Source organism: Lentzea sp. NPDC020367 (genome assembly GCF_044387305.1).
Taxonomy (GTDB): Bacteria; Actinomycetota; Actinomycetes; order Mycobacteriales; family Pseudonocardiaceae; genus Lentzea.
This window is the reverse complement of record NZ_JBIRVV010000002.1, coordinates 126,951-150,121: the sequence shown is the minus strand read 5'-3', so window position 1 is coordinate 150,121 and position 23,171 is coordinate 126,951. Positions and strand designations below refer to the sequence as shown.

Here is a 23,171-nt window from a genome sequence, read left to right as displayed (position 1 = left end):
TAAATCGAGCATGATTCATGCGCTATAGTGATCGAATGCGTCAAGAGCAGCGTCTTGCTGCGATTCTGGGCAAGCTCGCGGACGCGGGCTCGGTGAGCGTGACCGGGCTCGCGGAGGACCTGGACACGTCCGTCGCCTCGATCCGCCGCGACCTCCAGTCGTTGGAAGAGCAGAAGCTGCTCAAACGCACCCACGGCGGTGCGGTCGCGGTCGAGGTCATCTACGAACTGCCGCTGCGCTACCGGGTGGGCCGCCGCGAGGAGAAGCGTCAGATCGCCGAGGCGGCCGCGCGGTTCGTGACCGAGTCCGTCCACTCCGTCGGCCTCAACGGCGGCACGACGACCACCGAACTCGCGCGCCTGCTCGCGGTCTCCAGGCCGCTGAAGGTCGTGACGAACGCGCTCAACATCGCCTCGGACCTGTGCCCGCGCCCGCTGATCGACCTGGTGGTCACCGGCGGCGGCGTGCGCCCGGAGAGCTACGAACTGGTGGGCCCGCTCGCCGACCGCGCTCTCGCCGGCATCAGCCTGGACCTCGTCTTCCTCGGCGTCGACGGCATCGACGCCCGCACCGGCATCGCGACCCACGACGAGGTCGAGGCGCAGACCGACAACTGCCTGCTGCGCACCGCCGACAGGGTGGTGGTGCTCGCGGACGGGTCGAAGGTCGGCAAGCGCGCGTTCTCCCGCATCGCCGCCATCTCCGAAGTGCACGTGCTGATCACCGACTCGTCCGCGCCCGCCGAGGAACTGGACCGGTTGCGGGCGGCGGGCGTCGAGGTCGTCGTCGCCTAGGAGCTGGAGCCCGTGAAGTTCTGTGCTCCCAACACGTTCAGCAACGCCAGCGCCTCGGCGTCGCGAGAACCGGGCGGCGCGCTGTAGAGCACGAGGTGCTGATCGCTGTCCGTGAGCGCGAGCGAGTCGCAGTCGACGGTGATCTCCCCGACGAGCGGGTGCCGGAACGTCTTCGTGAGCACCGTTTCGCCCTGCACGTCGTGCCGCTCCCACAGCCGGGCGAACTCCGGGCTGCCCTCGCGCAGCTCGTCCACCAGCCCGGACACCACGGGGTCGGTCGGATACCGCGCGAGGGTCGTCCGGAGTTGCATGACGACGTGGTGCCGGAACTCGGCGGCGTCCGAGACCCCGTACAGCCCCTGCGGCCCGAGGAACGCGCGGCGCGCCAGGTTGCGGTCCTTCGGGGCGAGTTCGCGGAAGTCCTCCATCAACGCGGCCATCAGATCGTTGCACGCCAACACTTCGAACGCCGCCGAGATGACGAACCCGGCCGTCTGCGGAAGCCGGTCGAGGAGCGCGAGGATGCTGGGCCGCACGTCCCGCCGATGCCGTCCGGTACGACTCGGCGCCGTGCCCGCGAGCACGTGCAGGTGGTCGGACTCGGCGTCCGTGAGCCGCAGCGCACCCGCCAGCCCGGCGAGGACCTCGGCCGACGGACGCGGCGCCCTGCCCTGTTCGAGGCGCTGGTAGTACTCGGTCGAGATGTGCGCGAGAACGGCCACTTCCTCGCGGCGCAGACCGGACGTCCGGCGGCGCGGCCCCGCGGGCAGACCCACGTCCTCCGGCCGGAGACGCTCGCGCCGGCTCCGCAGGAACGCACCGAGTTGCTGCTTGTCCATACATCGAGTATCCGCGCCGGGTGGCCGCTCAGCCTGGTACAGCCTGTGCCTGTCTCCGTTTCCCCGCGGAGCCGACGCTGGAGTCATGAACAACAACGGACTTCTCACCGGCAAGGTCGTGCTCGTCACCGGCGCCAGCCGAGGCATCGGCGAGGCCGCGGCCAGGCTCTTCGCCCAGGAAGGCGCGGCCGTCGTGCTGGCCGCCCGCGGCACCGACGCCCTGACCCGCGTCGTCACCGAGATCCGCGCCAAGGGCGGCACCGCCGACGCGATCACGATGGACCTCGCCGACCGCGCCTCCATCCGGTCCGCCGTCGACCAGGTCGAGCAGCTGCACGGACGACTCGACGGCGCCTTCAACAACGGCGCGGTCGTCCAGCAGCCAGGCCCGCTCGACACGACCAGCGACGACGAGATCGACGAGCAGTTCGCGGTGAACTTCCGCGGCCACTGGACCGCCATGACCGCCGAAGCGGCGCTCATGCGGCGGCACGGCGGAGGCGCGATCGTGAACACCTCCAGCATCGGCAGCCGCCGCGCGAACCCGGTGCTCCCCGCCTACGGCGCCATGAAGCGCGCGCTCAACAGCCTCACCGAGAGCGCGGCCGTGACGTGGGGCAAGGAGGGCATCCGGGTCAACGGCATCACGCCCGGCGGCACCGCGACGGCGATGATCGAACAGTGGGAGGCGGCCACCCCCGGCGTCACCGCGCACATCACCGCGACGAGCCCCGTCGGCAGGATGGCCGAACCGCACGAGGTCGCCGAGGTGGCGGCCTGGCTGCTGAGCGACCGGGCGTCCATGGTCAACGGCGCGATCGTGCCCGTCGACGGTGGTGCGGGCGCCTGACACGAAATCGGGCGGCACCGGAAGGACCGGTACCGCCCGTTCGCCCTACAGGGTCGATCAGGTGCTGGTGTCGATCAGGAACGCCTGCTGTGCGTGCACCTCGGCGTGGCCGCCGGCCTCGGCGTACACGTCGATGGTGTCCTCCGTGTAGATGCTGAAGGCCTTGGTCTCGACCGTCAGCTTCGGCCACGCCTGCTGGTCCGCGATCGCCGAGTCCTGCGTGCAGCGAATGCCTTCGGCGCCAACACCTTCGTTGACGTCCCAGCAGTCCCAGCCGCTGCCCGCGTAGCTCGTGACGTCGAGCCGGTCGGTCGGGAACGAGATGAACAGGTCCAGGCCCTGCTCACCGTGGCCCGCGACGTTCTTGATGTCGACGTCGAACTTCTGCCGCGTGACCGGGTGGCCCCTGGTGTACCAGAAGCCACCCTCCGGGCCGGTCCAGCCGGACACCTTCGTGAGCGTGATGGTGGCGAAGTCGGACTCCGCCGAAGCTGCCGGAGCAGCCAACAGTGACAGCGCCAAGGCAGCCGTCATCCCCAGTGCGTACTTCAACACGACCCCCAGGTCTTTGATCTAGTACGTGACGACTGTAAGCCGTGATCCGTCTTCGGGGATAGCGCAGAAGCAGGAATGTCGGACACCTGACGCCCGAAGGACCGAAGCATCGACGCAGATCGATGATTGCGTGAATCGACGTCGGTCGATACAGTCCACCACGTTGATTCGAAATATGTCGATACAAGGGGTGCGTCGTGAGTGAGTTGCCAGTCGTCGTGGTGGGTGCCGGACCCGCGGGTTTGTCCGCGGCGGCGCACCTGGTCGAGCGGGGCGAGCAGGTGCTCGTGCTGGAGGCGGGTGACCGTGCGGGTGCGGCCGTGTCGCAGTGGAACTACGTGCGACTGTTCTCGCAGTGGAGCGAACTCGTCGACCCGGCGGCCGAGCGCCTGCTGAGCCCGACCGGGTGGGTGCGCCCGGACGGGGACGCCTACCCGACCGGCGGGGAGTGGGCGGAGCGGTACCTGCGGCCACTGGCCGAGGTGCTGGGCGACCGGGTGCGGTTCGGTGCGCGTGTGGTGGGTGTGGCGCGGCGGGGGCGGGACCGCATCGTGGACGCCGGGCGCGAAGCCGAACCGCTGACCGTGCACGTGCGGACCGCGGCCGGGGAAGAGCGGATCACGGCGCGCGCGGTGATCGACGCTTCCGGCACCTGGGGCACGCCGAACCCGTTGGGTGGAGACGGACTTCCCGCGGTGGGGGAGCAGGCGGCCGCCGAGAAGATCACCTACCGCGTGCCGGACCTCGTGGCGGAGCGCGCTCGTTACGCGGGCAAGCGGATCGCGGTCGCCGGTAGTGGCCACTCCGCGCTCACCGCGCTGGTGGTGCTGACGGAGCTCGCCGAGCAGGAGCCCGGCACGAAGATCGTGTGGCTGTTGCGGCGCGGCGCGGTCGGCAACGCGTTCGGCGGCGGTGAGGCCGACCAGCTCCCTGCCCGTGGCGCGTTGGGACTGCGGGCGAGGAAGGCGGCCGAGGCCGGGTACGTCGAGACCGCGACCGGGTTCCGCACGGCGGCGGTCGAACGTGCGGCTGACGGCAGCCTCACGCTGGAGTCGTTCGACGGCCACCGGGTCGAGGGCGTCGACGAAGTCGTTGTGCTGACCGGGTTCCGGCCCGACCTGTCGTGGCTGTCGGAGGTGCGGCTCGACCTGGATCCGGTGCTGCAGGCGCCTTCCAGGCTGGCGCCGTTGATCGATCCGAACGTCCACTCGTGCGGCACCGTCTATCCACATGGTGAAAACGAGCTGCGGCACCCCGAGCCGGGTGTTTACCTGGTGGGCATGAAGAGCTACGGCCGTGCACCGACGTTCCTGTCGCTGACGGGCTACGAGCAGGCGCGGTCCGTCGTGGCCGCGATCGCCGGCGACCACGAGGCGGCCGGGCGGGTCGAGCTGGTGCTGCCCGAGACCGGGGTCTGCGGTGGCGCAGGGGTGTTCGACGCTCCCGTGGAGAACAGCGGCGGCTGTTGCAGCGCACCGGAGACCGTCGATGTGACGATCGGCCTCACGCCCAGTGCCCGCTGACACGACGGCGCGGCCCGGCATCGATGCCGGGCTGCGCCGCGTGCTGATCGTGTTGTGCACCACCGAGATCATCAGCTGGGGCGTGCTCTACTACGCGTTCCCGGTGCTGCTGCCGACCATCAGCGCGCGCACCGGGTGGTCGCTGGCGGCGATCACGGCCGGGTTCTCCGCGAGCCAGATCGTCGCGGGCCTGGTGGGAATCCCGGTGGGCAGACTGCTCGACCGGCACGGCCCGCGCGCCATCATGACCACCGGCTCGGTCGTCGCCGTGCTCGCCCTCGTGGTGCTGGCGACCGCCAAGACGCTGGCGTGGTTCACCGCCGCGTGGCTGCTCGCGGGCGTCGCCATGGCGGGGATCTTCTACGCACCCGCGTTCGCCGCGCTCACCCGCTGGTACGGGTCACGCCGGGTGACCGCGCTGACCGCCGTCACGCTGGTCGCCGGGCTGGCCAGCACCGTGTTCGCGCCGTTGACCGCCGTCCTGAACGAGCACGTGGACTGGCGCGGCACCTACCTCGTCCTGGCCGGGTTCCTCGCTGTCACGACGATTCCGCTGCACCTGTGGGGTTTGCGGTTGCCGTGGCCGGCGGTCGAGCACGAGACCGCCCACGCTCCGTCGGCGGTGGCGCGCAGCAGGCCGTTCCTGGTGCTCGTGGTCGCGATGAGCCTGGCCGCGTTCAGCGTGTACGCCGTCGTGATCAACCTCGTTCCGCTGCTGACCGGACGCGGCATGACCACTTCGGCCGCCGCGATCGCCCTCGGGCTCGGCGGGGTCGGCCAGGTGCTCGGCCGGCTCGGTTACGCGAGGCTGGCTGCCCGAACCTCGGTACGCACCCGCACGTTGCTGATCCTCCTGGCGAGCGCGGTGGTGACCGCTCTGCTCGGCGTGGTGCCCGGTCCGGCGCTGCTGCTGATCGCGGGCTCGGTGCTCGCCGGTGTCACGCGGGGGATCTTCACGCTGGTGCAGGCGACCGCGATCACGGACCGGTGGGGAGCCGTCCACTACGGACAGCTCAACGGCCTGCTCACCGCACCGGTCATGCTCACCGCCGCCATCGCGCCGTGGGCGGGCAGTGCGTTGGCGGCGTGGCTGGGCGGCTACCCGGCGGTGTTCGTGGTGCTGGGCGTGATCGGCGTGCTCGCGGCCGTGCTGTCGACCGCCAGCATTCCGCGCTAGTCGAGCAGTTCGGCGATCAGGTCCCGGACGCGGCGGTCGATGTCGTCGCGGATCGGCCGCACGGCGTCGATGCCCTGTCCTGCGGGGTCTTCGAGCTGCCAGTCCAGGTAGCGCTTGCCGGGGAACACCGGGCAGGTGTCGCCACAGCCCATCGTGATCACCACGTCGGACGCCTCGACGTCCTCGGTCGTGAGCTTTGACGGCACCTCGGCGGTGATGTCGAGCCCCCACTCCGCCAAAGCCGCGGCGGCTGCCGGGTTGACCTTCTCGGCGGGCTCGGACCCGGCCGAGCGGACGGAGACGCGGCCCATGCCGTGGTGCTGCAGCAGTGCCGCGGCCATCTGGGAGCGGCCCGCGTTGTGCACGCAGACGAACAACACCTCGGGAGTCTTGGACACAGTGCAGATCACATCCCGTGAATCGACTTTTGTCAATCCAAGCCGCTATGGTCGTCGTCATGACGAGCCCGGACCAGGCGCTGCTCGACTCGACGACCGCCGCCCGCCTGTTCAAGGCGCTCGGCGACCCCGTCCGCGTCGAGCTGGTCAGCCTGGTGCGCCGGACCGAGGGGCAGGAGGCGTGCTTCTGCGACCTGGCCGACCAGTTCGACATGCCGCAGTCGTCGCTGAGCCACCACCTCAAGATCCTCGTGCAGGCAGGCGTGCTCAGCAGGGAACGCCGCGGCACCTGGAGCTGGTACCGCATCGACAACGCCGCCATCGACACCCTCGCCGCGGTGCTCGCGCCGGGCGGCCCGCTGCGCGACGCCAGCGCGTGCTGCGACTGACCGCACCCAGGAGAACCTGTTGAGCACCAAGGAAACAACGGCACCGGACGTGCTGCACCGACTGTCCTTCCTGGACAGGTTCCTGCCGGTGTGGATCGGCGTCGCCATGGTCGCCGGCTTGCTGCTCGGCCGGTTCGTCCCCGGCCTGCAGGGCGTGCTGGACGCGGTGAAGATCGGCGAGGTGTCGCTGCCGATCGCCCTCGGCCTGCTGCTGATGATGTACCCGGTGCTCGCGAAGGTCCGCTACGACAGGCTCGACACCGTCACCCGCGACAAGCGCACGATGGTGCTGTCGCTGGTGCTGAACTGGGTGCTCGGCCCGGCGCTGATGTTCACGCTGGCCTGGATCTTCCTGGCGGACCTGCCGGAGTACCGCACCGGCCTGATCATCGTCGGCCTCGCCCGGTGCATCGCGATGGTCATCATCTGGAACGACCTCGCGTGCGGCGACCGCGAGGCCGCCGCGGTGCTGGTGGCGTTGAACTCGGTGTTCCAGGTCGTCATGTTCGGCGTGCTCGGCTGGTTCTACCTCGACCTGCTGCCCGGCTGGCTCGGCCTGGGCACCGCCGCGGTCGACTTCTCGGCGTGGGAGATCGCCAAGTCCGTGCTGATCTTCCTCTGCATCCCGCTGCTGGCCGGCTACCTGAGCCGCAAGCTGGGGGAGCGGTCACGCGGCCGGGCCTGGTTCGAGTCGAAGTTCCTGCCGCGCATCGGCCCGATCGCGTTGTACGGCCTGCTGTTCACGATCGTCGTCCTGTTCGCACTGCAGGGCGAGACGATCACGAACCGCCCGCTCGACGTCGTTCGAATCGCGCTGCCGCTGCTCGTCTACTTCGCCATCATGTGGGCGGGTTCCTACGCCCTCGGCAAGGCGTCCGGCCTGTCCTACGAACGGACGACCACGCTCGCGTTCACCGCGGCGGGCAACAACTTCGAGCTCGCCATCGCCGTCGCGATCGGCGTGTTCGGCGTGACCTCCGGCCAAGCGCTGGCCGGAGTGGTCGGGCCGCTGATCGAGGTGCCCGTGCTGGTCGCGCTCGTCTACGTCAGCCTCTGGCTCCGGCGCCGATGGGCGTCTCGCGCCCAACTCTGACACTGCTCAGCAGCGCGGCCATCCGGTCGGTCGTCTCCGGCCGCACCCGGTAGTACACCCAGGTCCCGCGGCGTTCGGAGTCGACGAGGCCCGCCTGCCGCAACAGCTTGAGGTGGTGGGAGATCGTCGGCTGCGACAGCTCGAACGCCGGCGTCAGGTCGCAGACGCAGATCTCGTCCCGCGAGGCGATCAACGACAGCAGCCGCAGGCGGACCGGATCGCCCAGCGCCTTGAACGTCGCCGCGAGGTCCGCCGCCTGCTCCTCGGCCAGTGGTTGCCCGGACAGCGACCCGCAGCAGCCCGACTCTTGCTTCGACATACTTCAATACTGACGGTGCTTCGATGGTCACGCAACACTGCACAGACAAACGTCGGGGCAGTGTGGTTGGGGTGTCACTGATGAGTGAGCAGACCGAACTCCCAGGTATTGTGCTTGGATCGCTCGCCTGGGCGGAGTTCGGTTCTCCTGCGGCCCGGTCGACGTGCTCGTCATAGGGCCGACAAAGCGGCGTCCGCCAGCAACGGCGACAAGTTCACCTGCTGGGGTGCAGGTCTGGGTGTCTCGCCGCGCGCCGTCCTGCTCGAGGATGCCCCCTTTGAGGAACGCCTTCTTCATCGCCAGAATCCGACTGTCTTCGTCCCGTTGGCGCAACCTGCATATCGAGGCTGTGTTGTCGTGGAGCACCTGCTCGTGCCTGTACTTGAGCTTGCTGTCCATTTGGAACGGTTCGAGAAGGGTTCGATCCATGACGTGCGTAGCGATCGAGCTCAACCTGCCACAGGGGTGGGAAATTGCCCTGTGGGCCTCGCTGCGGCGAACGCCCCCAACAACAGTTTGAGTGGGTGCTCGGTGGCATAGCGGTTCTGCTCACCTCTGCAGGTAATGATTCCGGTGACGATCTTGTAGTTGCCCGCGAGGTTGCTCTTGCGCAGGCTGCGGCTGTTCGAGAGGTTCGGCGCTGACCTCATTGGGCTGATCGGGTACGAGACGAGTCGATACAACGACTATTGCCGCGTTCCACCAACATGACGTCACGATGTCGCGGGCCGACGCGCTGCGTGAGGCGACGCTGGACGTCACTTCTACCACTCGGGCGGGTTCGTCCTGGTCGGCGACTGGAGGCAGTTGAAAGTGCAGTGACTCGACGTCGAACTCGGCCTGGACACTGCCGAACTCGTTGTCGTTGTGGCGGTCCGAGACCGACTGCGTCGACCTGGGCAACGGCATGTCCGCCTTGGAGGTCACTCTACGCTGTACCGCAGATCCGCACCCCGAATGCCGCTTCCGCTACGTGCGCCTCACCGTCGACTTCGCTGCCACACCGAACGCCCAGATCATCGACCTCAGCCCCCGCGCCGAGATCTCGGCAGAGCCGGTCAAACTCACCACCACCCGCAAGGCCACGCTGTCGTTCGAGATCGAGATCGAGATCGAGATCGAGGCCGTGCCGCTGGCACTGGAAGCCCGTGTACGTGCGAGCAGAACGTCTACCTGCCCACGATCACGTCCTCCGGCCTCACGCTACTGGGACGGGCCACCTGGACCTTCATCGCTGCGGGCAAGGCACCTCTGCACCTCGACCGTGACCTGCATCTGCTGCTGATCGTGTCGCCGGTCGTCCGGTTCGTCCCGGTGAGGATGGCCCTGCGCGCGAAGGTCTCGGTGACGGCCTCGCCGGCACGACTCTGCCGGTCGACGGAGGTGCGGGAGCCTGACCCTTCAGCGGGCCTGCTGGAACGCCAGGTGCAGCCGGGCCGAGAGTTCGTCGGCCGCCTCCGCCATGTGTGTCAGCAGCGTGGTGAACGGCAGCACGTTCATGGGATGGACTCTGACGTGCGGAGCTACGCGTGAGGTGCTCGCCTGCCGCCTCGGCGCACCTGCGTTGTCCTCGGTGAGCCCGGCCACTGGCTCCAGCCCGGCGGCCAGGGCCACCGTGATGGGCGGAGGGAGATCGGGGATCTCTGCCAGCAGCCGCAGTGACCGTTCGATCTGCTTGGTCAGGTTGTCGCGGTCGAGCACCGAACCGAGATGGTCGTTGGGCAGCGGGGACCAGGTCGTGCGCTGGCCGGTGCGATGTACGGCCAGGCCGCTGTGACCGGACGGGCTCGGCGCCGAACGCACCCAGGCGACCTCGCCCGAGAAGGCGGTGGTCAACTGATCGGTGTCCTTGAAGAGGCCGCATGCCCTGCCGTGGGCGGGAAGCGAGTCCCGGATGTGGGAGAGCGTGTGCGGTTCGAGGCGCCCGTAGTCGTCCACCGGAACGATGAGCGTCTCCACGGCGCAACGTTCGACAGCCGACCTGGTGCCAGTGAGATCCGTGCGCCAGTCGACGTCCAGCGGTCTGTTCAGCCCACTCCACGTGATGGCCCTGGGCGAGGGTCGTGGGGGAGTCGACGCCAGCAGGTGGGCGGCGACGGCGATGGTGAAGGCTGCGGCGTTCCTCGCGGCTATCGACTGCCAGCCCCTGCCGTCGGTCTCGTGTTTGTGCCCGTCTGCCTTGTCGCTGATGGCGCGGATGGTCAGGAACGGCGCGCGGTTCAGGTGCGCGGCTTTCGCGGTGCCTGCGCTCTCTAGTTCGATGGCAGCCGCGTCCGCGTAGTGCAGGCGAAGTTGCTGAGCCGTCGGTGTTTCCCGGGAATTGAGCACCACCTCACCTGCCGCTATCGGGCGGAAGAGCACGGTGGGCGCGTCGGGCCGTCCGCCGTACCAGGTGTCGTCGCGGCTGATGACGCGCGCGATCTGTTCCAGTTCGTGGTCGGCATCCCAGGCCTGGGGCCGGGCGCCGAAGCCCGAGCTCTCCTCGTAACCGCCGTGGTGGCCGTACACCTTCGTGCCGACGATCACGGTGCCGAGTGCCAGGTCGTCGTGCAGTGCGCCGGCGATTCCGGCGAAGAACACCGCACGTGGCCGGAATTCCGCGATCGCGCGCTCGGTCAGCACCGCTGCAGACTGATTGCCGGCGCCGACCAGAGCCAAGGCGACGCGTCCCGCCCGTCCCCTGATCGCACCCACCGCGAAATGGGTGCCGGTGGCGTGGCGATACGTCGTGGGGGACTCGATCAGATCCCGCACAGCGATGTATTCGGTTTCCAGGGCCGTCAGCACTACAACGGTGTCCGTCGGTTCAGTCGTCACCCTGATCCTGCCTCGACCGTTGACTCCTGCCGGGAAGCTACCCGCTCCGCGCGACCTTTCTTTGGTGTGTCAGGTTATTGTCAATGAAGTGCGGTCAACGGGTGCAACCGGAAAACCCTCGTGAGCGCGGCGTGCTCTCGGCGGCTGTATCCGAGGAACTGGATGCGCCGCAGCCGGGTGTCCGGGTGATCGACGAGATGGTCCATTGCCGCGGAGACCATCGACTCGGATGTGGACAGGACGTCGGCGCGGGCCGCACCTGTTCCCAGCAAAGGAAACAACACGCTTCCCAGCGGCAGGTGCTCGAGCTTTTCGGCCACCGCGAGAACATTGCGCACGCAACCACCGACATCACCCACCTGGCGGTAGCCCACGTTGGGTTCACCGTGCACAGCGGCAACGTGGATCACGTGCTTAACGTTGTGGGAACGCGTCAGTTCGCCGGCGCCGGTGACGATCGCGGTGCCGGGCGCGACCCGCTGGTGTTTTACCAGCCCTTCGAGTTCGTCGGAGATCAGGTCGTCGATGACACGGCCGGCCTCGTCACGCACTGATCCCCAGAACCTGATGACACCCGACACGCTGAAGTCGTTCGTGCGTGCCATGCGCATGTCGGTGTTCTCGCTGTTGGCCCAGACATCGGCGGTGGTGCAACGGAGAATGTCACCGGGCACGATCGCGAGCTCACACGGAGAGCCTTCGTCGACTCGATAGGAAGTGCTCGGGCCTGAGGCTCGTGTCTCGTCGGCCATAATCGGCAGGAGTCCGCGCAGTTCCCGCACGAGATGAGCCAGGTCGTCCTCGATCGTGTAGTGCCGAAGCCTGAGGTGCTGGCAGCGTGCCAGCGCGGCGATGCCTTCGGGGAGTTCGGCCTCGCGGGGCACCTCGGCGTCCTCGATGAGAACCGGGATCACCCTGATCCCGCGGGAGAACGCATCGCCGATCTCCCGCTGGACCCAGTCCTGCTCGGGATCGCCGAGAAGATTCCGCCATCCGGGACCGATGATGGCGATCAGCACCTGGCACCGGCGCAGGGTGTCGAAGACCTGGTCGACGAAGTCGTCGCCCAGCCGGATCGAACTGGAGGCGAGGAACACCTGGCTGAAGCCGAAATGCCGGGTCAGCACCTCGTGGACCAGCGTGGCGTATCCGGGCTGGTCCTGGACGCGATAGTTGACGAACACGCCGACCATGCCGTCAGCGTACGGCGATCGCTCCAGCTTTGTGTCCACTGTGGACTGGCTGCGCTTCTGTACAGTTGGTCGTGAGGTGTCATGCGAGGCTTGAGTATCAGACGGGCACGTCCCGAGGACCTCCCGTTGCTGGTCAGGAGACTGGAGCAGCGACGGTATTTCGCCGATCGCCTCGACCGGCAGCGGGATGGCCGAGGCGTGCTGCTCACCGCGTGGCAGGGCGAAGTAGTGGTCGGCGACGTCTACCTGTGGCTGGAGGAGGCCGAGGAGCCGGAGATCCAGACCCATCTGCCTGGCACACCGTTGGTCACCCATCTGGAGGTTCACCCCGGCCTGTGGCGTAAGGGAATCGGGACCGAGTTGATCCGTGCTTCGGAGCGTTTGCTGGCACTCAAGGGGTACCGGCACGTGGCACTGGCGGTGGTGCTCGGAAATGCGGACGTGGAAAGGCTCTACCTCAACCTCGGCTTCCGGGAGTGGCAACACGGCCACGTGAAGTGCTACGCGTCCAGTGACGGCAACGGGCATCGAGCCGCAGAGACGTGCAAGGTGCTGGTCAAGGACCTATCGGGCTAGGTAGCGGCTGCGCCACACGAGGCCCAGTTCAGCCAGCACCTTGCCGACATCACCTGAGCGGTGGTTCTGCCGACGGCTCGACTGGGCTCGTTGGAGATGCTCGCGCCAAACCTGCCGATCCGCACGCCATGCTTGGACGTACGCTTCACACAGCTCGGGCCTGATGCTTTGAGAGCGTCCGCATGCGGCCTTCAGTGAGTTCAACATCCTCTGCCGCGATTCGGAGACTTTCTCCATGTCGCGCACCATGTTCATGGTCTCGATGATGAAGTTCTGCCGCTTGGTCAGATACTGTTGCCAGTAGCGGGCATTGGCGTCCCGGATCGGCATTCCTTCGTCGAGCAGCCAGAACAGCCCTTCCGCAAGGACGTCGCCGAGTTCTTCCATCCGGGCTCGCTCCTCGCGCCTGAACGGGTCGTACGGCTTCTGCCGGGCGATGCCTGTGACTGCCGTCGGCGGAAGGTATTCACCGTTGAGCAGGAAGAACCAGTCCTCGTTGTAGATGTTGGGGAAGTAGGAGGAGGTCGACCTGATGTCGATTACCAGCGCTCCGCCGCCGACGAACATGTCCTGGTCCCCGCCGGCTTCGCGGTAGGCATGGCAGACCACGGAGTTGTCCGGATATCCGTGGATGTTCAGCCCGACTCCCGCGAACCGGTCGGTCAGTGCCGCCGCTCTGCCGAGATCCTCCGGCTCGGGGATCTCGATGTCGTCGTCGAGGAAGACGATCCGCTCCCAGCCGGTCATCCACGCGATGTGCAATCCCAGATTGCGCTTGTGGCTGGTGTCGGTGTGCCGCTTGAACCTTGTCTTCTCCAGCAGGTCGCACGTCTGGAACCGTGGCAGCAGGCCTTCGGTGGGTTGGCCCGTGTCGATTGCGAGCAGCTCCACTTCGGTGCCGGCGGCGCGCGCGAACACGGCTTTGGCCGACGAGTACTTGCTGCAGAGCGCGACTAGAACGCACTTGAGCTCGGCCGCGAGTTTGATGGCGTGCTGTAGCGCCAGCGGGTTGCGGGCGGTAGGCACGATGATCGCGTCCACCTTCGCCTGAGATGAGTCTCGCGAGGCGATGTGCAGCAGACTGCGGTGTGAGCCGTGGTGGTGCTGTGAACGGATCCGGGCGGTTCTGGTCACTTAGTGGTCACTGGCCATTCGTGCAGGAGGAATTCGGGGATGGTCCAGTCGGGTGTTACGACAGATCCGTGCAGCACCTGTACCCGGCTGATGATGCTGAAGGTGTCGTGGCCCGCGAAGCGGCCGCGCACGTAAGCGTTGTTGCGATCGCGGAACCGGGTGTCTGTGAGTGCCCGGACCACGCCAAAGGTTCCTCGGGAGAACATGCCGTTGCAGATGGTGACGGTGCGCTTCTTGTTGAACGGATTGGGCGAACGGAAGAAGTGTGCGACGTCCTCCTCGAGAGTCCGTCGGCTTCCCGTCTCGCGCAGCACGGGCCAGAAGGTCTTGCGCTTTCCGTGCTCCAAGACCTCGAACCCGCCCGTGTCCGAGTCGTCGGGCCGAGTCTGCTGGCGGATGGGCAGGTCCATCCGGTGCAGCACCTCGGCGGTGACCTTGTTCCAGTCGACACCACCCAGCAGTACCAGGTGGCTGCTGAACTCGTCTGCGGTAAGTGACAGCGACCCGGTGCGGATATGCACGTTGTTAACGGGGTTGAGCGCACGGATGTGCCCGTGCAGTTCGATCAGAGAATCCAGGTCCGAGTACTTGTACGACTCCACGTAATCGAGATCTTCGGGGTCGGCGAAGGGAAGAGCGTCGAAGAGTCGCGCCGGCAGCTCGGAACAGACGATCGTGATGTCCTCGTTGACGGGGAATCGCCAGAGGTTGTCGGCGTCCGGCATGGAGTCGTCGACAGGAGTCGCGGCTACTGCCTGGTCGCGCAACCCGCTGAGATCGGCGAGCAAGTCGGCCATGCGTGCCTGCTCGTCTTCGGTCAGATCATCGATCAGGCGGAACGGTAGGCGCTCCACGGAGCGAGCGGTGGCGAAGAAGATCGCGTAGGCGTCGAGGCGATGCTGTGGAGGGAGTACCGGGTCCCGCAGCCGTTCCCACGAGGAGATCAGCGGGACGCTGACCTCGAAGGCCTCCGCCAGTCGCTCCTGTGTGATGCGCTTGCCTGGCCAGCCCTGTTTGCGCAGTGACCGCAGTCGCTGCGCCAGTTCGACAGCCGGATCCTCAACGGAGGTCACGCCATCACGTCCTTCAGCTGAACTTCAGTGCAAGTTACTGCAACGATGGTTCATCGCGGCACGCCCCCCCGGCATTACAGCGGACTTCAGTCACGCTCCGGTCAGTCCCGGGGCAACTCGTCTCGCCTATTGCTAGGACTTCACGCGGGCCTTACGCTGAACTATAGACCTTACAGCTAGATCAAACTGAAGTTTTCTGAAGTGCCCTCCCAGCTGACGAAGTCAGGAGGCGGGGAGCATGAGTACCCTGTCGTCGATCCAGCCGATCCACCCCATACCGCGAGTGATCCTCGCGGCAGCCATCCAGGGCACTGCGGCCTGCAGCAACTCGGTGAAAGCCCAGTGGCGCTGGGATACGTACGCTCTTGTCGAGCAGGCACTGCTGGACAGTGGCAGTTCGACCGATCTCCGCGACCGTTACGTCGACAGGGTCGACGGCCCGATGGTGCTCATCCATCCTGCCGACCGGTTCCCGAAGACCTGGCTGCTGACAAGATTCGCGCCGAGGCTCAGGGAACTGCTCGACGACCGCAACACGGACCACCGTCACCCGCTGCGACTGGCGATCGCAATCCATGCCGGAGACGTGGCCTGCGACGACACGGGATGGTTCGGCGAGGAGATCGAGATCGCCAACAGGCTGCTTGCCGCTCCCGCTCTCAAGATCCGCTCCCAGCAGACGTCGTCGCCACTCGTCCTCGTGGTGTCTGAACAGATCCACCGCTCGGTGATCAGGCATGGCTACGACGGCATCGACGCCAGCGCGTTCGATCCGTTGATCACGCTGAAGGTGGCTGGCCTCGAATGCCGGGGCTGGGTGCACGTTCCCGGCGAGTCCGCCTAGGTCTGCGACTTGATCGCGTCCAGATGCGAGCGGATGGCGGTGATGTAGTCGGCCGAGGTCTTCGCGTTGCGGCACAGGACAACGGAGTTGCCCTCGGCATCGAGCGTCACAATGGCGCCCGGTCTGGGGTTCTCGTTGGCGACGTAGCCGGGTAGGCCGAACCTCTCGTGTGGCTGGGCGGCCTCGTCGGCGAAGTCCTGTCAGCACTTTGCCTGGGCTGGGTTGATGTGGCCGTCCTTGCGAAACGGGGACGACGGCGGGGTGAGGACGAACAGTCGCGGGTGTGCGTCAGCCTTTCTGATCACCGCCAGTTCGTAGCGCAGTTGCCGGTAGTGGTGTGGGAAGTGATGATGCAACGCGAGTATCGACGAGCCAGGCGAACTGGTCGCGCCACTCCTTGTCCGCCGTGTGGGCCGCGGTGCAGGGGGCGGTCGTACAGGTTTCCATGTGCTGTGAGCGTTACCAGGTGCTTCCGGGTGATGGGTTCCAGGAACTGCGGACGCCGCTTCCGCGGACGCGGCGAGGGTGAGTGCCTTGCCGAAGAAGAATGGCATGCGGGAGCGCCCTGTTTCCTGGCTCTTCTCGGTCTGGTCGTCAGGATCAACAGGGGTACTGCGCCTGCCGCCAGTCTGACCAGCACGAATCGGGACATCGTCCATCCAGGTCAGGCCGCTTGTCACTCAGGTTCCGACGAGTGCGAGTGTCGCGGCGGTGTGGACCTGTCGCCAGAACCTGTTGCGCCGAGGGTGGCGATCTCGCATTAGCTGGGAGATGGAGCACCACGGCGCCCGCGGCCGGCAGCACGACCAGGAACATCGTGCCCCAGTGGGAATGTGGATTCCTCGCCCGACAGGTAGGCCGTGATCCCTGCGACGCCTCCGGTGCGCGGACTGGTGCGACAACAATCCGAGCGCGTTGCCGGGCAGACCGAGGGTCAAGTGTTTCCTGCGGGAATTCTTCCACGGCCCTGAAAGTCTATTGTGGACAGATGTGGTTAGGGTGATGCTTCCCTTGAATTGGACCCGATCGCAGTAGGGATCAACGGCAGCAGTCCGATGAACGGGATGAAGTACAACCAGCGAATCGGCGAGGTGTCTGGCTCGAAGTCGTTGCTCGCCAGCGAGAAGGACCAGAAGGCGTGCTGGCTCGCCGGTAGCAGCAATCCGCTGATGAGCCTGCGAGTCGGGTAGACGTGCGTGGGGACGCGGCGAAGACGGAAGCCAGGGTCGCGTCCAACAGGTTCGCATTCGCCTGCGTGTCGATCAAGCGGATCATTCCGAAGAACCTGCGTGTCCACAGGGGTGTGCTGTCCTCGCTGGCACCGCGCGCGGAACGCAGTCAGTCCGATGTCGCCGCGAGGACAAGGATGATCGTGCTCGTGGCGAGCGCGTGCACCATCGACACGATGACCTGCTCGGTTTGACGCGGCGATGCCTGGCAGATTGTAACGACCACTGAGGCGAAGCGCGTGCATAGTGGGCGGTCGTCAGTCATGGCAGGTCTCTGCCACTGCAGCCAGGTGACGGCGAGATCCACGTGCCCCTTCGGTTGAGATTTTCCGATTTTCCCACAAGCGTTGGCGCTTTGTGGCTACGTCGACATGCCGTATGGCGACAACGTTCTATCCGCTGGGTCTCGGCCGATGTTCCGGCGTGGCTTCCGAGTGGAGAACATGCCGATGGGACCGCCTTCTGGAATTGCTCCGAGAACGGCCCCATCGCGACCTGTCAGGCCTGGTCGGTCCACCACTTCTGGCCGGCCTCGCCCAACGTCGAGATCGGGTCGTAGTGCGGGTAACGGCGGTCCAACGCCTCCGGGTCTTCGAGCTCGATCCCGGTGCGGTAGTTCTTGGTCCAGTGGGAGATCCCGGGCTCCCGGTCGTACTCGGCGAGCTGGTGCACCCAACGCTTGCCGACGTACGGGACGTCGCACACGATGCGAGGAGTCGCGTAGCCGGGCAGGTAGGCCATGATCGCGTGCTGCAGTTCCTGCGCCTCCCGCATCGACATCCGCCAGTGCTCCGCGTTTGGGATCATGTCGCACATGTCCAGCGCAAGGTGCGACCAGCTGGTTCGATCGAGGGACGAACAGCATCTCTGACAAAGCCGAGCGGGTGGCCGATTGCTGGCTGGACGCTGGCCACGCACCTCGTGATCAGCATCAGCGCTGGCCAAATTCGCTTGCGTGCCGCGTGGACGGACGAGCGCTCAGGCGGCAGCGCCGAAGAGGCTGGCCAGTCGTTCCAGGGATCGCTCCATCGCGACCTTGTTGCGGCGCGGAAAGCGAGAGAGGTCGAGCAGCAGCGGCATCCGTGCGGTCGACCAGTCGAAGGTCTCGGTCACCTCCGTGATCCCGCCGTCCAACGGCGTGAGCTGCCAGCGCCAGCGGTGCCCGTTGAAGTGGCGCCACGCGATCAGCCGGTTCTCCTCGAACTCGACCACCGTGTTCTCGATCCGGTAGGCCAGGCCGAGCTTCATGTCCATGCCGAACGACGAGCCCAGCGCGAGCCGCGCGGGAGCGTCCGGCCGTGGTGCGCGCACGGATCCCGAACCGTCGATCAACGGGTGTTTCGACGGATCGGCCAGCAGGTCGAAGATTCGTTCGGCTGACACGGGAACCGTCGCACTGACGGAGATGCTTCGCTTCGGCACGCTTCCAGCCAAACACCCGCGGCCGTCGCATGCACAACGACCAGCGACCTCTTCCGCTCACACTCAACACACGAGGGAAAACTCCAACAGAATCCGACAAGAGTTTCGGTGGAGTTTTCGCTGTTCCAGTTGGTCTTTGGTGTTTTTCAGAGGGGTGAACTGGGTTACGATCCCGTTAACGCACTACACCCTGCATGTGCGTTGTTGTTGAAGTCGCTCGCGCGTACCTGAGTTGTGTCAGCCCTCCAGTCCCTGCCTGAAGGAGTTCGATGCGTCCCCTCGCCGCCTGGGCGGCGGCCGCGCTGGTGCTCGCGAGTGGCCTCGTCGCCACCGCGTCCGGCACCGCGTCTGCCGCCATCGTGCCCAAGACGCCGCCGCTGACCACTCCGTGGACCAGTCAGGTGTCGACCACGAACCCGCTGCCGGAGTACCCGCGCCCGCAGATGACCCGGCCGGACTGGCAGACCCTCAACGGCGAGTGGGAGTTCCTCAACCCCGCGACCGACGGGGCGGGGAACGTCAACCGGTACGCCGCGCCGCCGCTGGGGCAGACGCTGCCCGAACGCGTGCTCGTGCCGTACCCGATCGAATCGGCGCTGTCGGGCATCATGCGCAACGACAACCGCGACCTGATGTTCTACCGGCGCACGTTCACCGTGCCGCCCGCGTGGAACGGCAGGCGGGTGCAACTGCACTTCGGCGCGGTCGACTACGAGGCGACGGTCTGGGTCAACGGCACCCAGGTCACCACCCACAAGGGCGGCTACGACCGGTTCGAGGCCGACGTCACCCCGCAGCTCAACGGCGGTACGAACGAGATCGTCGTGCGGGTGTACGACCCGACGGACGGCCGCGGTGAGAAGCAGCCGGTCGGCAAGCAGGTCAACGACACCAGCCGGATCTTCTACACGCCGTCGTCGGGAATCTGGCAGACGGTGTGGCTCGAACCCACCGCGCCCACGTCGGTGTTCTCCGTCGACGTCTACCCGAACCTCTCGAACAACACCGCGAGAGTCCGGGTCTTCACTCGTGGCAACACCACCGGGCACACCGTGCTGGCCGAGGCGATGGCCGGGACCACCGTCGTGGGCAGCGCCGACGGCGGGTTCACCGAGTTCTCCGTGCCCGTGCCGAACGCGCGCCGCTGGTCGCCGGACGACCCGTACCTCTACAACCTGCGGGTCTCGCTGCGCAACGCCGCCGGCGCGACCGTTGACCAGGTCGTGAACTACTTCGGCATGCGTGAGGTCGGCACGAAGGTCGTGGACGGCGTGCTCCGGCCGACCCTCAACGGCGAGTTCGTGTTCCAGATCGGCACGCTGGACCAGGGTTTCTGGCCCGACGGTCTCTACACGGCGCCGACGGACGCCGCGCTGGCATCGGATCTGCAGAAGCACAAGGACCTCGGCTTCAACATGGTGCGCAAGCACATCAAGGTCGAACCGGCCCGCTGGTACTACCACGCGGACCGCCTCGGACTGCTGGTGTGGCAGGACGTCCCGTCCACACCCGCGTTCGACCAGAGCCGCACACCGGCGCAGATCGCGCAGTTCGAGACCGAGGCCCGCGAGATCGTCGACGAGCACCGGTTCTCACCCGCCGTCGTCGCCTACGTCCCCTTCAACGAGGGCTGGGGCGAGTGGAACCTCGCCGACACGCGCAGGGTCAGCACCGACCTCGAGAACTACGACCCGACCCGGCTGATGAACGCCCACAGCGGCTACAACTGCTGTGTCTCCAAGGGAGATCCCGGCAACGGCGACATCCTCGACTGGCACGTCTACACAGGACCGGACGCCCCACGCCCGTCCGCGACGCGCGTCTCCGTGCTGGGCGAGTTCGGTGGTGTCGGGCTGCGCACGCCCGGCCACGAGTACAGCCCGAAGAACGACTTCTTCGCCTACGAGCAGGTGTTCAGCGCCGCGCAGCTCAACGACCGCTACACCGGCATGGTCCGCGACGTGAAGCAGCTGATGACCACCAAGGGGGTCTCCGCCTACGTCTACACGGAGATCACCGACGTCGAAGGCGAGTACAACGGCCTCTACACCTACGATCGGCGAATCCAGAAGGTCGACACCAACCAGCTGCGGGCCGCGCACAGCGACCTGATCGCCGCCTCGCGCAACCGCAACTCGCCGGTCGCCTTCACGCTCGGGCACGTCCGGTCGTTGCGGGTGACCTCGCCGGGCTTCACCGACCGCTACCTGCGGCACTCGAACTCGGTGGCGCGCACGGACGTCCTCAGCGCCGCGAGCGGTGACGGCGACCGCCAGGACGCGTCGTTCCGCACGGTGGCGGGCTTGGCGGACGCGCGCTGCCACTCGTTCGAATCGGTGAACTTCCCCGGCCGTTTCCTCAGGCACGCCAACAACACCGCTCGTGTCGAGGCGTCCACCGGCGGTTCGTTCGCGTCGGATGCCACCTGGTGCGCGCGGCCGGGCCTCGCCGCGGGCGGCACGTCGTTCGAGTCGCTGAACTTCCCTGGCTCGTACCTGCGCCACTACGCGGACAGCGTCTACCTGGCCCGCAGCGGCGGCCCCAACGCGTGGGACACCGCGACGGGGTTCGCCGCCGATTCCACTTGGAGCACAACGGATCCGGCGCTGTGGCGCAGTTCCGTGCGGCTCGCCACGGACGTGCGGCAGTCGTTGCGGGTCGCGACGTGGGGTCACACCGACCGCTACCTCCGGCACGCGGACGGCCTGGCGTACACGGAGATCGTGAACAGCGGCAGCAGCGCGACGCTGAAGGCCGACGCCACCTACACCGTCCGGCGTGGTCTCGCCGACTCGTCGTGCTACTCGTTCGAGTCGGTGAACTTCCCCGGCCAGTTCCTGCGCCACGCCGGCGGCAGGGCCAGGAACTCGCCGAACGACGGCTCGGCGTTGTTCCGCGCCGACGCCACGTTCTGCGCCAGGCCAGGCCTGAACGGCACGGGCGTGACGCTGGAGTCGATCAACCTGCCGGGCTCGTACCTGCGGCACTTCGAGTCACAGGTGCACCTCGCCTCCGGCAACGCCGAAGCGGGCTTCGACCGGCCGCAGACGCTCACCGCCGACAGCACCTGGACCATCGCCGCACCCTGGGCGCCGTAGGTCTCTCACAGAATTGGGAGCTCGACATGTGGCGACGATGCACAGCGATCCTCACGACGACTCTTCTGTGCGCTCTGGGCGTGCTCGGGGGAGTGGCGACCGCCGCGGAGAGCAACGGCGGCACGCGAATACTGCCGCTCGGCGACTCGATCACCGACGGCTTCAACGTGCCCGGCGGCTACCGGATCAACCTGTGGCGCGCGCTGGCCGGCGCGGGCCACCTGACCGACTTCGTGGGCAACCAGGTCAACGGGCCCGCGGACCTGCCGGACCACGACCACGAAGGCCATTCCGGCTGGCGGATCGACCAGATCGACGCGATCGTCGCCGGCGTGCTGCGGGACACCGGTCCACGCACGGTCCTGGTGCACCTGGGCACCAACGACATCGTGCAGAACCACGACCTGCCGAACGCCCCTGCACGGCTGAGCGCCCTGATCGACCACATCCGTGCGGCGGCGCCGAACGCCGACGTGTTCGTCTCCTCCGTGGTGCCGTTGTCGGATCCCGTGCTGGAGGCCAGGGCCGGCGCCTACAACGCCACCATCCCGGACATCGTGCGGGGCAAGGGATCGCGGGTCCACTTCGTCGACATGCACGCCGCTCTGTCCACTGCGGACCTGGCTGACGGAGTGCACCCGAACCGCGGGGGCTACGACAAGATGGCCGCGCGGTGGGCGTCCGCGCTTGCCGCGGTGCCCGGTTCAGCCGGAAACGACGGCGCTCCTGTCACCGTGCCCACCGGCCCGCGTTCGGTGCGCGTCACCACTCCCGGCTTCACCGACCGGTACGCGCGGCACCAGAACGCGTTGGGGCACACCGAACACGTCGACTCCGGCAGTTCCGCGCTGCTCAAGTCCGACGCGACCTGGCGGATCGTGCCGGGCCTCGCCGGAGGGTGCTACAGCCTGGAGTCACGCAACTTCCCCGGCTACTACCTCCGCCATCAGAACAGCCGCGTGAAGATCAGCACTGACGACGGCACCACGCTGACGCGGGCCGACGCCACGTGGTGCGCCCGTTCCGCGCCGACCGGCGTGCGGTTCAGCGCGTGGAACTTCCCGGGGTCGTACCTGAGGCACGTCAACAGCGAACTGTGGCTCGCGACCCCTGGCGGCTCCGGTCCCCAGGACACGGCCGCGAGCCTCGTCCCCGACCTCGGCTGGTCGGTCGACGCACCCTGGGCGCCGTGATCAGAGCCCGGCGGTCCAGTGCTGGTTCCTCGGCAAACAGAATCCCGGTTCTGCTAGCGTAGTCACAAACAGAACCACGACTCTTTTTGGCGAGGTGCGGTGCCCCGACTCACTGAAGCGCGCAAGGAGCTTCGACGTGCCCAGATCACCGAGGCGGCGGTGCGCTGCTTCGGGCGCAGCGGTCTGGAGCGAACGTCGATCGCCGACATCACGGCGGAGTCGGGGCTGTCGACCGGGTCGATCTACGCGCACTACCGCAACAAGGCGGAGCTGATCCAGGCCACCGCCCGCGCCACCCTCGTCGAACGCGCCGAGGCGCTCGCCGGGTACGCCGACGACGACCAGCCGCCCGGCCCCGACGAACTGCTCGCCCGCATGACCGCCGTCATCGATCCGGTCGGGGCCAGGTTCGGTGTGCAGATCTGGGGCGAGGCGACGACCGACCCCGTCATCGGCGGCATCGTCGTGGACATGATCGACCGGTTGCGCGCGATGGTGCGCGGCTGCGTGACGGCGTGGCTGGTCAAGGTCGAGGGCCGTGATCCGGCCGAGGCGGGGGAGCGGTCCGGTCCGATCGCGCACCGGGTGATGGCGCTCTACCTCGCCGAACTGCTCCAGGCCGCGTTGCGGCCGACCACCGAGGGATGAGAGGCGA

22 protein-coding genes and 1 pseudogene are annotated in these 23,171 nt (G+C 67.2%); 13 read left to right on the top strand and 10 right to left on the bottom strand.

From position 1 onward, the window contains the following. Positions 1-35 precede the first annotated feature (35 nt). Positions 36-794: a DeoR/GlpR family DNA-binding transcription regulator gene (locus ACH413_RS07795; protein ID WP_360033569.1), complete on the top strand. Its 759-nt coding sequence runs from the start codon at positions 36-38 to the stop codon at positions 792-794. Here the strand turns inward: ACH413_RS07795 and ACH413_RS07790 are convergent. Next, positions 791-1,633, bottom strand: a complete 843-nt coding sequence (locus ACH413_RS07790) for a helix-turn-helix transcriptional regulator (RefSeq protein ID WP_360033572.1) — start codon at positions 1,631-1,633, stop codon at positions 791-793. The two genes, ACH413_RS07795 and ACH413_RS07790, sit on opposite strands and share 4 nt — an antisense overlap. Positions 1,634-1,718: 85 nt before the next feature. Between ACH413_RS07790 and ACH413_RS07785 the strand changes: the two genes are divergently transcribed. Then, on the top strand, positions 1,719-2,483 hold the full coding sequence (locus tag ACH413_RS07785; protein ID WP_360033574.1) for an SDR family oxidoreductase: 765 nt from the start codon (positions 1,719-1,721) through the stop codon (positions 2,481-2,483). A 57-nt stretch (positions 2,484-2,540) separates the two neighbouring features. Here the strand turns inward: ACH413_RS07785 and ACH413_RS07780 are convergent, their stop codons facing one another. Next, complete coding sequence (locus tag ACH413_RS07780; protein ID WP_360033576.1) at positions 2,541-3,017, bottom strand: hypothetical protein; 477 nt, start codon at positions 3,015-3,017, stop codon at positions 2,541-2,543. 218 nt (positions 3,018-3,235) lie between these two features. Between ACH413_RS07780 and ACH413_RS07775 the strand changes: the two genes are divergently transcribed. Continuing rightward, complete coding sequence (locus ACH413_RS07775) at positions 3,236-4,561, top strand: FAD-dependent oxidoreductase (RefSeq protein ID WP_360033579.1); 1,326 nt, start codon at positions 3,236-3,238, stop codon at positions 4,559-4,561. Next, entirely contained in the window at positions 4,551-5,738 is a 1,188-nt protein-coding gene (locus ACH413_RS07770; RefSeq protein ID WP_360033582.1) for an MFS transporter, read from the top strand. The genes ACH413_RS07775 and ACH413_RS07770 overlap by 11 nt, the downstream gene beginning before the upstream one ends. Here the strand turns inward: ACH413_RS07770 and ACH413_RS07765 are convergent. Then, on the bottom strand, positions 5,735-6,136 hold the full coding sequence (locus tag ACH413_RS07765; protein WP_360033585.1) for an arsenate reductase ArsC: 402 nt from the start codon (positions 6,134-6,136) through the stop codon (positions 5,735-5,737). The genes ACH413_RS07770 and ACH413_RS07765 overlap by 4 nt on opposite strands. A gap of 59 nt (positions 6,137-6,195) precedes the next feature. On the opposite strand from ACH413_RS07765, the gene ACH413_RS07760 reads away from it, so the two are divergent. Next, on the top strand, positions 6,196-6,525 hold the full coding sequence (locus tag ACH413_RS07760) for a metalloregulator ArsR/SmtB family transcription factor (RefSeq protein ID WP_360033588.1): 330 nt from the start codon (positions 6,196-6,198) through the stop codon (positions 6,523-6,525). A 19-nt stretch (positions 6,526-6,544) separates the two neighbouring features. After that, complete coding sequence (arsB, locus tag ACH413_RS07755; protein WP_360033591.1) at positions 6,545-7,618, top strand: ACR3 family arsenite efflux transporter; 1,074 nt, start codon at positions 6,545-6,547, stop codon at positions 7,616-7,618. Here arsB and ACH413_RS07750 read toward each other — a convergent pair. Further along, on the bottom strand, positions 7,572-7,937 hold the full coding sequence (locus ACH413_RS07750) for a metalloregulator ArsR/SmtB family transcription factor (RefSeq protein ID WP_360033594.1): 366 nt from the start codon (positions 7,935-7,937) through the stop codon (positions 7,572-7,574). The genes arsB and ACH413_RS07750 overlap by 47 nt on opposite strands. A gap of 907 nt (positions 7,938-8,844) precedes the next feature. On the opposite strand from ACH413_RS07750, the gene ACH413_RS07745 reads away from it, so the two are divergent. Further along, positions 8,845-9,222, top strand: coding sequence for a hypothetical protein (locus ACH413_RS07745; RefSeq protein WP_360033597.1), 378 nt, complete (start codon positions 8,845-8,847; stop codon positions 9,220-9,222). 116 nt (positions 9,223-9,338) lie between these two features. On the opposite strand, the gene ACH413_RS07740 is transcribed toward ACH413_RS07745, so the two are convergent. Further along, positions 9,339-10,754 (bottom strand): 5'-methylthioadenosine/S-adenosylhomocysteine nucleosidase, encoded by a 1,416-nt coding sequence (locus tag ACH413_RS07740; protein WP_360033600.1) that lies wholly within the window; start codon positions 10,752-10,754, stop codon positions 9,339-9,341. A gap of 80 nt (positions 10,755-10,834) precedes the next feature. Beyond that, the gene (locus tag ACH413_RS07735; protein ID WP_360033603.1) at positions 10,835-11,947 is read right to left on the bottom strand and encodes a TIR domain-containing protein; all 1,113 of its coding nucleotides are present in this window, start codon (positions 11,945-11,947) and stop codon (positions 10,835-10,837) included. A 90-nt stretch (positions 11,948-12,037) separates the two neighbouring features. Between ACH413_RS07735 and ACH413_RS07730 the strand changes: the two genes are divergently transcribed. Continuing rightward, positions 12,038-12,523: a GNAT family N-acetyltransferase gene (locus tag ACH413_RS07730; protein WP_396424923.1), complete on the top strand. Its 486-nt coding sequence runs from the start codon at positions 12,038-12,040 to the stop codon at positions 12,521-12,523. Here ACH413_RS07730 and ACH413_RS07725 read toward each other — a convergent pair. Beyond that, a complete protein-coding gene (locus ACH413_RS07725) occupies positions 12,512-13,564 on the bottom strand; it encodes a hypothetical protein (RefSeq protein ID WP_360033609.1) in 1,053 nt (350 codons plus the stop codon). The two genes, ACH413_RS07730 and ACH413_RS07725, sit on opposite strands and share 12 nt — an antisense overlap. Positions 13,565-13,653: 89 nt before the next feature. After that, positions 13,654-14,730, bottom strand: a complete 1,077-nt coding sequence (locus ACH413_RS07720) for a helix-turn-helix transcriptional regulator (RefSeq protein ID WP_360033612.1) — start codon at positions 14,728-14,730, stop codon at positions 13,654-13,656. 238 nt (positions 14,731-14,968) lie between these two features. On the opposite strand from ACH413_RS07720, the gene ACH413_RS07715 reads away from it, so the two are divergent. After that, the gene (locus ACH413_RS07715) at positions 14,969-15,574 is read left to right on the top strand and encodes a hypothetical protein (protein WP_360033615.1); all 606 of its coding nucleotides are present in this window, start codon (positions 14,969-14,971) and stop codon (positions 15,572-15,574) included. 1,055 nt (positions 15,575-16,629) lie between these two features. Then, positions 16,630-16,764: a hypothetical protein gene (locus ACH413_RS07710; protein ID WP_360033618.1), complete on the top strand. Its 135-nt coding sequence runs from the start codon at positions 16,630-16,632 to the stop codon at positions 16,762-16,764. A 537-nt stretch (positions 16,765-17,301) separates the two neighbouring features. Here the strand turns inward: ACH413_RS07710 and ACH413_RS07705 are convergent. Then, positions 17,302-17,697 (bottom strand): annotated as a pseudogene (locus ACH413_RS07705) (lysine 2,3-aminomutase); the annotation flags it as partial. Between the two features lie 84 nt (positions 17,698-17,781). Continuing rightward, complete coding sequence (locus ACH413_RS07700) at positions 17,782-18,225, bottom strand: SRPBCC family protein (RefSeq protein ID WP_360033621.1); 444 nt, start codon at positions 18,223-18,225, stop codon at positions 17,782-17,784. Positions 18,226-18,494: 269 nt separating this feature from the next. On the opposite strand from ACH413_RS07700, the gene ACH413_RS07695 reads away from it, so the two are divergent. The 3 genes from ACH413_RS07695 to ACH413_RS07685 all read left to right on the top strand — a co-directional run bounded on the left by ACH413_RS07695 (position 18,495) and on the right by ACH413_RS07685 (position 23,164). Beyond that, positions 18,495-21,323, top strand: a complete 2,829-nt coding sequence (locus ACH413_RS07695; protein ID WP_360033624.1) for an AbfB domain-containing protein — start codon at positions 18,495-18,497, stop codon at positions 21,321-21,323. 26 nt (positions 21,324-21,349) lie between these two features. Next, complete coding sequence (locus ACH413_RS07690) at positions 21,350-22,516, top strand: AbfB domain-containing protein (protein WP_360033627.1); 1,167 nt, start codon at positions 21,350-21,352, stop codon at positions 22,514-22,516. A 99-nt stretch (positions 22,517-22,615) separates the two neighbouring features. After that, positions 22,616-23,164: a TetR/AcrR family transcriptional regulator gene (locus ACH413_RS07685; RefSeq protein WP_360033629.1), complete on the top strand. Its 549-nt coding sequence runs from the start codon at positions 22,616-22,618 to the stop codon at positions 23,162-23,164. Positions 23,165-23,171 lie beyond the last annotated feature (7 nt).

What these genes read in the sequence shown, in the direction of transcription:
- ACH413_RS07795 (WP_360033569.1), top strand. Translation starts at nt 36, where the DNA reads ATGCGTCAAGAGCAGCGTCTTGCTGCGATTCTGGGCAAGCTCGCGGAC.
- ACH413_RS07760 (WP_360033588.1), top strand. Translation starts at nt 6,196, where the DNA reads ATGACGAGCCCGGACCAGGCGCTGCTCGACTCGACGACCGCCGCCCGC.
- ACH413_RS07715 (WP_360033615.1), top strand. Translation starts at nt 14,969, where the DNA reads ATGAGTACCCTGTCGTCGATCCAGCCGATCCACCCCATACCGCGAGTG.
- ACH413_RS07710 (WP_360033618.1), top strand. Translation starts at nt 16,630, where the DNA reads ATGAACGGGATGAAGTACAACCAGCGAATCGGCGAGGTGTCTGGCTCG.
- ACH413_RS07790 (WP_360033572.1), bottom strand. Translation starts at nt 1,633, where the DNA reads ATGGACAAGCAGCAACTCGGTGCGTTCCTGCGGAGCCGGCGCGAGCGT.
- ACH413_RS07695 (WP_360033624.1), top strand. Translation starts at nt 18,495, where the DNA reads ATGCGTCCCCTCGCCGCCTGGGCGGCGGCCGCGCTGGTGCTCGCGAGT.
- ACH413_RS07735 (WP_360033603.1), bottom strand. Translation starts at nt 11,947, where the DNA reads ATGGTCGGCGTGTTCGTCAACTATCGCGTCCAGGACCAGCCCGGATAC.
- ACH413_RS07745 (WP_360033597.1), top strand. Translation starts at nt 8,845, where the DNA reads ATGTCCGCCTTGGAGGTCACTCTACGCTGTACCGCAGATCCGCACCCC.
- ACH413_RS07780 (WP_360033576.1), bottom strand. Translation starts at nt 3,017, where the DNA reads ATGACGGCTGCCTTGGCGCTGTCACTGTTGGCTGCTCCGGCAGCTTCG.
- ACH413_RS07750 (WP_360033594.1), bottom strand. Translation starts at nt 7,937, where the DNA reads ATGTCGAAGCAAGAGTCGGGCTGCTGCGGGTCGCTGTCCGGGCAACCA.
- ACH413_RS07690 (WP_360033627.1), top strand. Translation starts at nt 21,350, where the DNA reads ATGTGGCGACGATGCACAGCGATCCTCACGACGACTCTTCTGTGCGCT.
- ACH413_RS07785 (WP_360033574.1), top strand. Translation starts at nt 1,719, where the DNA reads ATGAACAACAACGGACTTCTCACCGGCAAGGTCGTGCTCGTCACCGGC.